Annotated in this window: 11 protein-coding genes; all 11 read right to left on the reverse strand. The window is 57.8% G+C overall.

Translation table 11 applies throughout. From position 1 onward, the window contains the following. Window positions 1–18 precede the first annotated feature (18 nt). Window positions 19–267, reverse strand: a complete 249-nt coding sequence (locus tag CU103_RS12725; RefSeq protein ID WP_106664314.1) for a formate dehydrogenase subunit delta — start codon at window positions 265–267, stop codon at window positions 19–21. After that, window positions 260–1,195: a formate dehydrogenase accessory sulfurtransferase FdhD gene (gene fdhD, locus CU103_RS12730; protein WP_106664315.1), complete on the reverse strand. Its 936-nt coding sequence runs from the start codon at window positions 1,193–1,195 to the stop codon at window positions 260–262. Before fdhD ends, CU103_RS12725 begins: the two co-directional genes overlap by 8 nt. A gap of 2 nt (window positions 1,196–1,197) precedes the next feature. Next, window positions 1,198–4,077 (reverse strand): formate dehydrogenase subunit alpha, encoded by a 2,880-nt coding sequence (fdhF, locus tag CU103_RS12735; RefSeq protein WP_106664316.1) that lies wholly within the window; start codon window positions 4,075–4,077, stop codon window positions 1,198–1,200. A gap of 9 nt (window positions 4,078–4,086) precedes the next feature. Then, window positions 4,087–5,655 (reverse strand): formate dehydrogenase beta subunit, encoded by a 1,569-nt coding sequence (locus CU103_RS12740; protein ID WP_106664317.1) that lies wholly within the window; start codon window positions 5,653–5,655, stop codon window positions 4,087–4,089. Then, entirely contained in the window at window positions 5,652–6,125 is a 474-nt protein-coding gene (locus CU103_RS12745; protein WP_106664318.1) for a formate dehydrogenase subunit gamma, read from the reverse strand. Before CU103_RS12745 ends, CU103_RS12740 begins: the two co-directional genes overlap by 4 nt. A gap of 103 nt (window positions 6,126–6,228) precedes the next feature. Further along, on the reverse strand, window positions 6,229–7,128 hold the full coding sequence (locus CU103_RS12750; protein WP_106664319.1) for a LysR family transcriptional regulator: 900 nt from the start codon (window positions 7,126–7,128) through the stop codon (window positions 6,229–6,231). Between the two features lie 60 nt (window positions 7,129–7,188). After that, window positions 7,189–7,884: an urea ABC transporter ATP-binding subunit UrtE gene (gene urtE, locus CU103_RS12755; RefSeq protein ID WP_106664320.1), complete on the reverse strand. Its 696-nt coding sequence runs from the start codon at window positions 7,882–7,884 to the stop codon at window positions 7,189–7,191. A gap of 15 nt (window positions 7,885–7,899) precedes the next feature. Next, window positions 7,900–8,646 carry an urea ABC transporter ATP-binding protein UrtD gene (urtD, locus tag CU103_RS12760; RefSeq protein ID WP_106664321.1) on the reverse strand — a complete coding sequence of 249 codons (747 nt, stop codon included), beginning with the start codon at window positions 8,644–8,646 and terminating at the stop codon, window positions 7,900–7,902. A gap of 3 nt (window positions 8,647–8,649) precedes the next feature. Further along, window positions 8,650–9,825 carry an urea ABC transporter permease subunit UrtC gene (gene urtC / locus CU103_RS12765; protein ID WP_106664322.1) on the reverse strand — a complete coding sequence of 392 codons (1,176 nt, stop codon included), beginning with the start codon at window positions 9,823–9,825 and terminating at the stop codon, window positions 8,650–8,652. Then, window positions 9,822–11,447 carry an urea ABC transporter permease subunit UrtB gene (urtB, locus tag CU103_RS12770; protein ID WP_106664323.1) on the reverse strand — a complete coding sequence of 542 codons (1,626 nt, stop codon included), beginning with the start codon at window positions 11,445–11,447 and terminating at the stop codon, window positions 9,822–9,824. Before urtB ends, urtC begins: the two co-directional genes overlap by 4 nt. A 109-nt stretch (window positions 11,448–11,556) precedes the next feature. Beyond that, window positions 11,557–12,855, reverse strand: a complete 1,299-nt coding sequence (gene urtA, locus CU103_RS12775; RefSeq protein WP_106664324.1) for an urea ABC transporter substrate-binding protein — start codon at window positions 12,853–12,855, stop codon at window positions 11,557–11,559. Between the last annotated feature and the right edge of the window lie 42 nt (window positions 12,856–12,897).

Genomic DNA, 12,897 nt, shown 5'->3' on the forward strand with positions numbered 1-12,897 from the left:
CCGGGAAGTGCGAAAGCGTTAGACCGGAACCGGGCCCGGCTTGCGGATGTGCTTTGCTGCTTCGACAACGAGTGGATCAAGACCGTTATCGGGTTGCTCAAGTATCGTGAAAAACTGCGCGCGCATGCGCGGCTCCCAAAAATGATTGATGTGATCGGCAACACCTGCCACGGCTTCGTCCTTCGGCTGTGTGTGGAAGAACGTGGCGATCTGGTTGGCCATATAAACCAGCTTGTCTGCGGTCGATTTGTGACTTTCACTATCCATATTGCACCAATCGTACTGTGGGACTTTGAACGAGGCTCGATGCGGCAGAATCCGGATTGGGTTTGGTGGCCGGATTGTTCAGCGTGACATCCTCCGCGAGCGTTTCGCCGGCCAGCGGAATGCGCTCATGCCGCGTGAAAATATCGAACTCGTCGCCGCGCACCAGCGCAATCAGGGTCATTCCAGCTGCCTGCGCCGTGCGGATCGCCAAGGAGGTTGGTGCGGAAACCGCAATCAGGATGGGCGCGCCGATAATGGCTGTCTTCTGCACCATCTCGATGGACACGCGGCTGGTGATGACGACTGCACCGGTTTCACCTCTCATTCCGGTGCGGCAGAGCGCCCCGGCAAGCTTGTCGAGTGCATTGTGGCGGCCGACATCCTCGCGTGCCGCAACGATGCCTTTGCCCGCAACATAGAACCCGGCGGCATGGGCAGCACCCGTCTCACTATGCAGTGGCTGGACCGCTGACAAGAGCCTGACTGCCTCGGCGATTTCGTCCGGCATGAGTTTGAGCCTGGCCCTGTCGACCGATGCGACCGGCTTCAGCGCCTGCTCGATCGACTCGATGCCGCAAAGGCCGCAGCCAACGGGTCCGGCCATGCGGCGGCGGCGATCGGTGAGCTCCTGCCCCGCTTCGCTGGCGAGACGTATCTGGATATCGACGCCATCATCATGTTCCTCGACAGCAATTTCGCTGATCTCTTCGATCCGCGAAATAATACCTTCTGACAGGCTGAAGCCAACGGCGAAATCCTCCATATCGGCCGGAGTCGCCATCATGACCGCATGGGTTGTGCCGTTATAGCTAAACGCAACCGGCGTCTCCTCGGGCACTATCCGCCTGTCCGTCGCATAGACTTCACCGGCACCCTTGCGGCGGCGGGTGATGCGCGGAACAGATAGCCGTGTGAGGCGCTCGACCATGGCTACTCGGCCGCATCCAGAACGGGTGCGATCCTCCGGCTCTGGCGCGCCTGTTCGTCATACTTGACCTGCCAATCGCTCGGACCGTTCGAGGCACCGACCTGAACGGCCGTGACCTTGTATTCGGGACAATTGGTCGCCCAGTCGGAAAAGTCAGTGGTGATGACGTTGGCTTGCGTCGTTGGATGGTGGAAGGTCGTATAGACCACTCCCGTCGATACGCGGTCGGTGATAAGCGCCCGCAGGGTGGTTTCTCCCGAACGGCTGGTGACCTTCACCCAATCGCCGTCGCGGATACCGCGCTGCTCGGCATCGTGGGGGTGAATCTCAAGCCGGTCCTCTTCATGCCAGATGACATTATCCGTGCGGCGAGTCTGCGCACCGACATTATACTGCGAGAGAATGCGGCCAGTCGTGAGCAGCAATGGAAAACGCGGTCCGGTACGCTCGTCCGTTGCAACATATTCGGTGCGGATGAACTTGCCCCGTCCACGAGCAAAGCTCTCAATATGCATGATCGGTGTGCCCAATGGCGCCTTTTCATTGCATGGCCACTGCACCGAACCCTCCCGATCGAGGAGGTCGAAAGACACACCAGCAAAGCTCGGCGTCGTCAGCGCAACTTCGTCCATGATCTCGGAGGGATGCTGGTAGTTCCAGTTGAGACCCATCGCCTTGGCAAGGTTTTGCGTGACTTCCCAATCGGCATAGCCGTTGAGTGGACTCATCACCTTGCGTACACGATTGATACGGCGCTCGGCATTGGTGAAAGTGCCGTCCTTCTCAAGGAAGGTCGATCCAGGCAGAAAGACGTGTGCGTAGTTGGCGGTTTCGTTGAGAAAGAGATCGTGCACAACGACACATTCCATCGCAGCAAGACCGGCAGCGACATGCTTCGTGTCCGGGTCGGACTGGAGAATGTCTTCGCCCTGGATATAGATGCCCTTGAACGTACCATCGACGGCCGCGTCGAGCATGTTGGGAATGCGCAGCCCCGGTTCATCCTGCAGCTTGATGCCCCAGAGCTTGTCGAAAATATCGCGCGTAGATTCATCGGAGATATGGCGATAGCCCGGCAATTCGTGCGGGAAGGAACCCATATCGCAAGAACCCTGCACATTGTTCTGGCCGCGCAGAGGGTTCACACCGACGCCCTTGCGTCCGATATTGCCGGTCGCCATGGCGAGATTGGCGATGGCCATGACAGTCGTCGAGCCCTGGCTGTGTTCGGTGACGCCAAGGCCATAGTAGATCGAGCCATTGCCGCCGGTGGCGAACAGACGAGCGGCCTCACGCAGCAACTGCGGAGAAACGCCGGAAATCTGCTCGATCGCTTCCGGGCTATGTTCCGGAGAGGATACAAAGGCGGCCCAATCCTGGAATTCGGCCCAATCGCAGCGTTCCCGAATAAACTTCTCGTCGAAGAGACCTTCGGTGACGATCACATGCGCCATGGAGGTGACGACGGCGACATTGGTGCCGGGACGCAGCGGCAGGTGATACGAGGCTTCCACATGCGGCGAGCGCACGAGGTCGATGCGGCGCGGATCGACGATGATCAGCTTTGCGCCCTTACGCAGGCGTTTCTTGAGGCGCGAGGCGAAAACCGGATGGCCATCGGTCGGATTGGCGCCGATGATAATCACCACATCGGTATGCTCGACGCTGTCGAAATCCTGTGTGCCTGCCGAAGTGCCAAAGGTCTGCTTCAGGCCGTAGCCCGTTGGCGAATGGCAGACGCGGGCGCAGGTATCGACATTGTTGTTGCCGAAGCCAGCGCGAACCAGTTTCTGGACAAGAAATGTCTCTTCATTGGTGCAGCGCGAGGATGTGATGCCACCAATGGAATTGCGTCCATACTGGTACTGGATACGGCGGAACTCGTTCGCCACGTGCTTGTATGCTTCATCCCAAGTGACTTCGCGCCAGGGATCCGAAATCTTCTCGCGGATCATAGGATTGAGAATGCGGTCCTTGTGGGTCGAGTAACCATAAGCGAAGCGGCCCTTGACACAGGAATGACCGCGATTGGCCTTGCCATCCTTCCACGGCACCATGCGCACCAGTTCCTCGCCGCGCATCTCGGCCTTGAACGAGCAGCCGACGCCGCAATAGGCACAGGTCGTGACTTTCGAATGTTCCGGCTGACCGATCTGAATGACTGATTTTTCCGTCAGCGTCGCCGTCGGGCAAGCCTGGACACAAGCGCCGCAGGACACACACTCGCTCTCGATGAAGCTTTCACGCGCGCCGGAAGCGACCCGGCTGTTGAAGCCACGGCCTTCAATGGTCAGCGCAAACGTGCCCTGCACTTCCTCACAGGCGCGCACGCAAAGCGAGCAGACGATGCATTTCGATGGATCATAGGTGAAATAAGGGTTGGATTCATCCTTCGGCAACCAGCGGTCATTGGCAACAACACCGGCTTTCGCGAAAACGTGGTTGTCACCCTCATAGCCATAGCGAACATCGCGGAGGCCCACGGCTCCTGCCATATCCTGCAATTCACAATCGCCATTGGCAGCGCAAGTCAGGCAATCGAGCGGATGATCGGAAATATAGAGTTCCATCACACCCTTGCGGATGTCTTTCAGCCGCTGGGTCTGAGTGCGGACGACGAGACCTTCCACCGCGGGTGTCGTGCAGGATGCAGGAGTGCCATTGCGGCCTTCAATCTCGACAAGGCAGAGGCGGCAGGAACCGAATGCATCGACCATGTCAGAAGCGCAGAGCTTCGGCACCTTTATCCCGGCTTCCATGGAAGCACGCATAATAGACGTACCTTCGGGCACGGTAACCTCGTTTCCGTCGATGGTCAGCGTGATCATCTTCTCCGAGGTACTGGCGGGTGTGCCGTAATCGATTTCTTGAATCAGGGACATCTTATGCTCCTATTCCGCCGCCACGGCGGCAAAATGCGTGCTTGGCGCCGGGCGGAAATCTTCAGGAAAGTGCGTCAGCGCACTCATGACAGGATAGGGAGTGAAGCCGCCCAGGGCGCATAGCGAGCCGAACTTCATGGTATTGCACAAATCGGTCAAAACTTCGATCTGCTTTTCAGGTTCAATATTGGCCGAGATGCGATCAACGACCTCGACACCGCGTGTCGAGCCTATGCGGCAAGGGGTACACTTGCCGCACGACTCCACCGCGCAGAACTCCAGGGCAAACCGCGCCATTTTCAGCATGTCGACGCTGTCATCAAACACCACCAGGCCAGCATGGCCGATCAGGCCATCCTTGGCGGCGAAGGCTTCATAGTCGAACGGCGTATCGAAAAGTGCGCGCGGGAAGTACGCGCCAAGTGGACCACCGACCTGCACGGCCTTGACCGGGCGGCCAGTAGCGGTGCCGCCGCCGATATCATCGACTATTTCGCCGAGTGTGAGGCCAAAGGCAGTTTCGTACAGCCCCGCGTGCTTGACGTTGCCCGCAATCTGCAGCGGGATCGTACCGCGCGAGCGGCCCATACCGAAATCCTTGTAGAAAACCGCTCCCCTGTCGAGAATGACCGGAACGGAAGCGAGCGAGATCACATTGTTAATGACCGTCGGCCTGCCGAAAAGGCCCTTATGCGCCGGGAGGGGCGGCTTGGCCCGAACGATACCACGGCGACCTTCGAGGCTTTCGAGCAGTGCGGTTTCCTCGCCGCAGACATAGGCACCTGCACCGACGCGCACTTCAATGTCGAAAGCATAGGAGGACCCAAGTACGGAAGCACCAAGAACACCCGCCTTGCGGGCAACGTCGAGCGCTTCGTTCATGACGGCGATGGCATGGGGATACTCGGAACGTGTGTAGATGTAGCCTCTGGTGGCGCCGACGGCGATGCCGGCAATGGCCATGCCCTCGATCAGGACGAAAGGATCGCCCTCCATGATCATACGGTCGGCAAAGGTGCCGCTATCGCCTTCATCAGCATTGCAGACGATGTATTTCTGTTCGCCTTTGGTATCGAGAACAGTCTTCCATTTGATCCCGGTCGGGAAACCCGCACCGCCGCGACCGCGCAGGCCGGATTCCGTCACCTGCGCCACAATCTCAGCGGGTGTCAACTTAAGCGCGTTCTCCAGACCCCTAAGACCGTCATGTGCGCGGTAGTCCTCAAGCGAAACTGGATCAGTTATGCCGCAACGAGCAAAAGTCAGGCGAGTCTGTTTCGCGAGAAACGGCATTTGGTCGGTCAATCCGAGCCAAAGCGGATGCACCCTGCCCTCGGCGATGCCGTTGTCGAGGAGCGCAGCCACATCGGAGGCCTTGACCGGGCCATAGGCGACACGACCGTTCGGCGTCTCGACCTCAACCATGGGCTCAAGCCAGTAAAGGCCGCGCGAGCCGTTGCGGACAATCCGCGCATCGAGATTGCGCGATTCGATTTCTGCCTGGAATTTCCTGGCGACCTTTTCGGCGCCCAGCGCAAGAGCGCCAGAATCACGCGGAACGTAGAAGGTGACCGTCATAGCCGTACCTCGGTCGCGATTTCTTCAAGCGTGTCGGCATTGAGACGACCGATGACCTCGCCATCGAGCATTGCCGACGGTGCGCAGGCACAAAGGCCGAGGCAATAAACCGGCTCAAGCGTTACGGCACCGTCAGGGGTGGTTCCATGCCAATCAACGCCGAGAAGCTGACGCGCCCTGTCTGCCAGCGCTGCGCCGCCCATGGACTGGCAAGCTTCGGCCCGGCAAAGCTTCAGCACATGCCTACCCGCGGGATGATCGCGGAAGTCATGATAAAAAGTGAAAACACCATGGACTTCGGCGCGCGAAATATTGAGGGCTGTCGCAATCAACGGCAGCGTTTCCTGCGGCACATAGCCGAATTCGTCCTGCAACTCGTGCAAGATGGGAAGCAGAGGACCTTCTTTGCCCTTCAGTTGATCGATAATGCCTATCGCTCTCGCCGCGATATCGGTACTTGCGCTTTGCATACGGTGCAAGGCCCTCCCTTGTTTTCTTCTCCCCGTTCCTTAGAACAGATCAAATATACCACGAGATATCAATACAGCAGACTCGTTGATCGATAGAAGATTTCTATCGATCTTTATTCAGGCTCAATGCAAGTGCCCTGGCCTCGTGCAGGAGTGCAGAGACCAGCGGCGTGTGGGGCTCACGATCTGCCGCAACGAGGCCGACAAGGTGGCGCGCATCGGGCTCTACAATCGGAATGGAACGGATCGGCTCGGCGAACCCCAGCGTTTCTGCAAGATTAAGCGGCATGATGCTCGCCCATTTTCCGGTGCGGATATGCGAGAAAAGAACGATCATGGAGTTTGATTCGAGCGTGGGGTGAACCTCTACGCCTGCCTCTTCAAGGTGCTTGTTGATAAGGCGGCGGTTCTGCATATCCATGGTCAAAAGGCAGAGCGGCAATTGCCCGACCTCGGCCCAGGTCACCGACTCCCGGTCAGAGTAGGTATTCCCCGCCGAAGTAATCAACTGGTACCGCTCGGAATACAGCGGCACGGAGGTCACGCGTCCGAGTGGTTCATTGTCGAGATAGCTGATACCGACATCGATCTCGAAATTACTGAGCAGCGTAAGCACTTCGAGTGAAGTGCGCGATGTCACTGAAAATGTCACATCCGGGTGTTTTTCGCGGAATGGCGTGGTCAACCGCGAGACCATGGCAAGCGCCGTCGGAATGGCAGCAATTTGAACATGGCCCGCAAGACCAAATCGGGCAGCGCGAATTTCCTCTCGCATGGTGCGCGCATCACCAACGATACGCCGCGACCATTCAAGCACGCGCTGACCTTCGGACGTCAGCCCCTTGAAGCGCGAGCCGCGCTGAACCAGGACGACCCCGAGTGTGTCTTCAAGCTGGCGGATGGCGGCTGAGAGCGTGGGCTGGGTGATACCGCATTCTTCCGCGGCCCTGCCAAAATGCCGATGGCGCGCCAAGGCGATGAAAAATTCCAGCTTGTCTATCATAGGGGTCCATCCTCCGGGGCGACCCTAACGATGATTATATCGTGTCAGCAAGGCAAGTTTTCAAACAGTCAGGAACTTGCGCACTTCCGGCCTGTCAAGACTGGCGGCGTCGCCGGAATGGACGATCTCGCCGCGGTCCATGATGTAGACATGATCGGCAAGTTCACGGCAGAAATCGAGATATTGCTCGACCAGAAGGATCGCAAGGCCGGCCTGATCACGCAGGAACTGGATCGCCCTGCCGATATCCTTGATAATCGATGGCTGGATGCCTTCTGTGGGTTCGTCGAGGACGAGAAGTCTTGGTCGCGTCACCAGTGCTCGGCCAATGGCAAGCTGCTGCTGCTGGCCGCCGGAAAGATCGCCACCGCGTCGCCCGAGCATGGTTTTCAACACCGGAAACAGTTCGAAGACTTCTGGCGGCACAGTGCGATTGCTGCGACTTGCAGCCGCAAAGCCGGTTGCCAGGTTCTCGCGTACGGTGAGCAAGGGGAAAATCTCGCGTCCCTGCGGGACAAATGCGATGCCGGCGCGAGCCCGGTCGTAAGGCGGTTTCTTTCCGAGCGGCGTCCCATCGAAACTGATCGAGCCGGACGATAGCGGATGCTGCCCTACGATGGCTCTCAGCATGCTGGTCTTGCCGACGCCGTTACGCCCGAGGACACAAGTGATCGAGTTCGGCTTCACCTCGAGCGACACACCCCGCAAGGCCTGGGCCGCACCGTAATGAAGGGAGGCATTTTCAACGGTCAGCATGAGACACTTCCTTCTTCACCGGCCAAGATAGACCTCGATCACCCGCTGATCGTTGCTGACGAAATCGAGCGAGCCTTCGGCCAGCACCGTACCTTCATGCAGGCACGTTACCTTGACGTCGAGCTCCCGCACAAAATGCATGTCGTGCTCGACGACGAGCACCGAGCGCGTCTTTGCTATCTCGCGGAGCAGTTTCGCCGTCTCGGCCGTTTCGGCATCGGTCATGCCGGCAACAGGCTCGTCCACCAGTAACAGCTTCGGGTCCTGGGCCAAAAGCATGCCGATTTCGAGCCATTGCTTCTGGCCATGCGACAGGTTCGCAGCGAGCCAGTCACGCTTTTCGCTGAGGCGGATCGTATAAAGAATATCATCGATCCTCTCGGCCTCATCCCGGCTCTGGCGATGGAACAAGGTCGAGAATGCTGACCTTGGACCCGACAAGGCCAACACCAGATTGTCTTCCACCGTATGACTTTCAAACACTGTTGGCTTTTGAAACTTGCGGCCGATCCCGAGCAGCGCAATTTCCGCCTCATCATATTTGGTGAGATCCACATCCCCATTGAAGTAGACGTCGCCTGCATCTGGCCTGGTCTTGCCGGTGATAATGTCCATCATCGTCGTCTTCCCAGCGCCGTTGGGGCCGATGATCGCGCGCATCTCGCCGGCCTGAAGCACGAGCGAGAGATTGTTGATGGCGCGGAATCCGTCGAAGGAGACCGAAACGCCATCGAGATAGAGCAATGTATTCTGAGCTTTCATGATCTATTCCGCTGCCTGAGGTTCGGGGATCTGCAGGGTCTCGTCGGCGGCCGCTGGCGCGCTCTCCTTTTTCCGCGCAACGTGATCAGAGTTCCGCGCCTTCCACGAGCCATAAACGCCGAGAATGCCCTTCGGAAGGAACAGGGTGACGACAATAAACAGCGCCCCCAAGGCAAAAAGCCAGATTTCCGGGAAAGCTGCGGTGAAATAGGTCTTGCCGAAATTGACCAGCACCGCGCCGATGATGGGACCGATGATCGTACCACGACCGCCAACAGCCACCCATATGACCGCCTCGATGGAATTGGCGGGTTCGAATTCCGAGGGATTGATTATGCCAACTTGCGGCACGTATAGCGCCCCGGCGATGCCCGCCATCATGGCCGAGATTGTCCAGACGAAAAGTTTGTAGCGATCGACCCTATAGCCGAGGAAGCGCATGCGGCTTTCCGCATCGCGGACACCGACCAGCACCTTGCCGAGCTTGGATCGGACGATGAAGCTGCTTACAAAGACCGCGAGCGCCAGGAACAGCGCTGTTGCGGCGAAGAGCGCGGAGCGGGTGCTGCCCGCCTGCACGTTAAAGCCGAGTATGTCCTTGAAGTCGGTGAGACCGTTGTTGCCGCCGAATCCCATATCGTTGCGGAAAAACGCGAGCAGCAGCGCATAGGTCAGGGCCTGGGTTATGATCGAGAGATAGACCCCAGTGACGCGCGAGCGAAAAGCCAGCCAGCCGAAACCGAATGCCAGAATGCCTGGCACCAGCACCACCATCAGTGCCGCAAACCAGAAATTGTCGAATCCATGCCAGAACCACGGCAAATCCTTCCAGTTAAGGAAGACCATGAAATCCGGAAGGATCGGGTCGGCATAGACGCCACGCGGCCCGATCTGGCGCATCAGATACATGCCCATGGCATATCCACCGAGAGCGAAGAATGCGCCGTGGCCAAGTGAAAGAATACCGCAGAAGCCCCAGACCAGATCAAGTGCGACTGCCAGCATGGCATAGGTGAGATATTTGCCGATCAACGAAACCAGATAGGTTGGAATATGAAATGGCGAAGTGACCGGCAGTAGTAGATTGGACAGCGGGACCAGCAAGCCGAGTGCAACGAGCAGTACGATGGCAACGCCGCCGCGCCGGTCGACATGGGTGAAAAACCATTGGGTTATCATGCCTCTATAGCCCTTCCCTTGAGTGCGAAGAGACCGCGCGGACGCTTCTGGATGAACAGGATGATCAGGACGAGCACGAGGATTTTCCCGAGGACCGCGCCGGCGAATGGCTCGAGGAACTTGTTGGCGATGCCGAGCGACATGGCTCCGACCAGCGTGCCCCAGAGATTACCGACGCCGCCAAAGACCACGACCATGAAGCTGTCGATGATGTAACCCTGGCCGAGATTGGGACTGACATTGTCGATCTGGCTGAGCGCCACACCGGCGATACCGGCGATACCGGAACCAAGGCCGAAAGTCAGAGCGTCAACCCATGGCGTCCTTATGCCCATGGACGAAGCCATGCGCCGGTTCTGCGTGACGGCACGCATGCGCAGGCCCAGCATGGTCTTCTTTAAAAGAAGTTGCAGAATGGCAAAAACAGCCAGGGCAAAAACGATGATCCACAGCCGCGACCAGGTTAAGGTCAACAGCCCAAGGTCGAACGATCCGGCCATCCAGGATGGATTACCGACTTGCACATTCGATGCGCCGAACCAGGAGCGGATTGCTTGTTGCAGCACCAGGGAGATGCCCCATGTGGCGAGCAATGTCTCAAGCGGACGTCCGTAGAGAAAGCGGATGACGCTCCGCTCGATGACAACGCCGATGGCGCCCGAAGCCAGAAAGGCGGCAGGCAGAGCAATAAGGAGCGAATAGTCGAAGAGCCCAGGTGCAGACGTGCGGATGATCTGCTGAACCACGAACGTGGTGTAGGCGCCGATCATAACCATCTCACCATGCGCCATGTTGATGACGCCCATAACACCGAAGGTGATGGCGAGACCGATAGCGGCGAGCAGCAGAACGGAACCTAAAGACAGGCCATACACAATATTCTGGATGCCGTTCCAGAGGGCGAGTTTAGAGTTGATGCTGTCAATCGCCGCGCGGGCAGCTTCGCCGACCGGACCTTCAACCCCGGCAAGCGGAGTGAGCAGACCCAACGCATCGCGACTGTTACCGGCGCTGACTTCGGCAATGGCCGCGATCTTCACTTCACCGGTGGCGCCCGAATTGAGTACCGCGGCAGCCTTGGCCTGGTTCATCAGTAATTTGATGCTCGCATCCTTTTCCGCAGCAATAGCCTTGTCGAGCAGCGGAATCGATTCCGGGTCTCTGGTCTTCAATATGGCTTCGGCGGCCGAACGGCGCTCATCGGCCTTATCGCTCATCAGCGTCAAACCGCCAATCGCAGCAGCAATATCGCGGCGTAACCGGTTGTTTACCTTGATCTTTTCGGCAGCAGAGCGAGGTACCGGGGCGAGTTTGGAACCCGTAATTGGATCAATTGCGGCATAGTCCGAACCATCGCGCTTGCCGATAAATACCGTCTTGCCGGCCTTGGCAACGTAGAGATCACCAGCGCTAAGGGCATTCAGGATGGAAGATGCGCGCGGGTCACCGGACTTGACCAGATCTGAAACGGCCCTGGTGGTATCGTCGAAATTTTCGCCTGCGAGGGCCTGAATGAGAAGCCCCAATGTTCCGTCATCAACGGTTTGCGCATTTGATCCAACAGCGTGGACAAGGATGCCGAGCATCAGGACAAGTGCAGACAGCAAGCGTGTGAATTGCATGGAATAATCCTGCGTTGAAGGTCTCCAGGGGGTTCCACCCCCGCCGTGGCGGAGGTGGAACCGGCTTCGGACGATGCCCCTGACCCGAAGCCTGGGAGGAGTTCGAACCCTAGTTGGTGACCCCACCGCACTTGCCGCTGACAACGTTGAAGTTGCCGCACGACATCGGCTTGCGCCAATCGGAAATCAGGTCCTTGGAGCCCGGCAGGTAGTCGGACCATTCGTCACCAACGACGAGGCCAGGTGTCTGGTAGACGATGTCAAACTGGCCATCATCCTGCACCTCGCCAATGAGCACCGGCTTGGTGATGTGGTGGTTTGGCATCATGGTGGAAGAACCACCGGAAAGGTTCGGAACCGAAACGCCAACGATGGTGTCAATCACTGCGTCGGAGTCCGTACTGCCTGCAGCTTCAACAGCCTTCACCCACATGTTGAAACCGATATAGGTTGCTTCCATGGGATCGTTGGTCACGCGCTTGTCGTTTTTGGTATAGGCATGCCATTCCTTGATGAATTCGGCATTGACATCGGCATCGACCGACTGGAAGTAATTCCAGGCCGCGAGGTGTCCTACAAGCGGCTTGGTATCGAGACCGGCAAGCTCTTCTTCACCAACAGAGAAGGCAACGACCGGAATGTCTTCTGCCTTGATGCCCTGGTTGGCGAGTTCCTTGTAGAATGGCACATTGGCATCGCCATTGATGGTTGATACAACGGCCGTCTTCTTGCCTGCGGAACCGAATTTCTTGATGTCGGAGACGATCGTCTGCCAATCGGAGTGACCGAATGGCGTGTAGTTGATCATGATATCCTCATCCTTGACGCCCTTGGCGTTGAGATAGGCTTTCAGGATCTTGTTGGTGGTTTGCGGATATACATAGTCAGTACCAGCGAGCACCCAGCGCTCGACGCCCTCTTCCTTGGCAAGGTAATCGACGGCAGGGATGGCCTGCTGGTTTGGAGCCGCGCCTGTGTAGAAGACGTTGCGCGAGCTTTCTTCACCCTCATACTGGACTGGGTAGAACAACAGTGAATTCAGTTCTTCGAATACCGGAAGAACGGATTTGCGCGAGGATGAAGTCCAACAGCCGAATACGGCCGCAACCTTGTCCTGTTCAACAAGCTGACGTGCCTTTTCAGCAAAAAGCGGCCAGTCGGAGGCAGGATCCACAACCACCGCTTCCAGTTTCTTACCAAGAACACCACCTTTCTTGTTCTGCTCATCGATCAGGAACAGCATCGTGTCCTTGAGCGTGGTCTCGGAGATCGCCATCGTCCCGGATAGCGAATGCAGAATACCGACCTTGATCGTTTCCTCTGCGGCTGTCGCCGGCGACAGGGCCAGCGACGCGCCGATTGCCGCGGCTGCCAAGGTACCAATAAATCTGGCTGTTAGATTGCACATTCAGGTAAACCCCTCTTTTGGTTGTATGCACCAAGGGAGTCA

This window comes from Phyllobacterium sophorae, assembly GCF_003010965.1.
GTDB classification, from domain to species: domain Bacteria; phylum Pseudomonadota; class Alphaproteobacteria; order Rhizobiales; family Rhizobiaceae; genus Phyllobacterium; species Phyllobacterium sophorae.

What these genes read in the sequence shown, in the direction of transcription:
- CU103_RS12725 (WP_106664314.1), bottom strand. Translation starts at nt 267, where the DNA reads ATGGATAGTGAAAGTCACAAATCGACCGCAGACAAGCTGGTTTATATG.
- fdhD (WP_106664315.1), bottom strand. Translation starts at nt 1,195, where the DNA reads ATGGTCGAGCGCCTCACACGGCTATCTGTTCCGCGCATCACCCGCCGC.
- fdhF (WP_106664316.1), bottom strand. Translation starts at nt 4,077, where the DNA reads ATGTCCCTGATTCAAGAAATCGATTACGGCACACCCGCCAGTACCTCG.
- CU103_RS12740 (WP_106664317.1), bottom strand. Translation starts at nt 5,655, where the DNA reads ATGACGGTCACCTTCTACGTTCCGCGTGATTCTGGCGCTCTTGCGCTG.
- CU103_RS12745 (WP_106664318.1), bottom strand. Translation starts at nt 6,125, where the DNA reads ATGCAAAGCGCAAGTACCGATATCGCGGCGAGAGCGATAGGCATTATC.
- CU103_RS12750 (WP_106664319.1), bottom strand. Translation starts at nt 7,128, where the DNA reads ATGATAGACAAGCTGGAATTTTTCATCGCCTTGGCGCGCCATCGGCAT.
- urtE (WP_106664320.1), bottom strand. Translation starts at nt 7,884, where the DNA reads ATGCTGACCGTTGAAAATGCCTCCCTTCATTACGGTGCGGCCCAGGCC.
- urtD (WP_106664321.1), bottom strand. Translation starts at nt 8,646, where the DNA reads ATGAAAGCTCAGAATACATTGCTCTATCTCGATGGCGTTTCGGTCTCC.
- urtC (WP_106664322.1), bottom strand. Translation starts at nt 9,825, where the DNA reads ATGATAACCCAATGGTTTTTCACCCATGTCGACCGGCGCGGCGGCGTT.
- urtB (WP_106664323.1), bottom strand. Translation starts at nt 11,447, where the DNA reads ATGCAATTCACACGCTTGCTGTCTGCACTTGTCCTGATGCTCGGCATC.
- urtA (WP_106664324.1), bottom strand. Translation starts at nt 12,855, where the DNA reads ATGTGCAATCTAACAGCCAGATTTATTGGTACCTTGGCAGCCGCGGCA.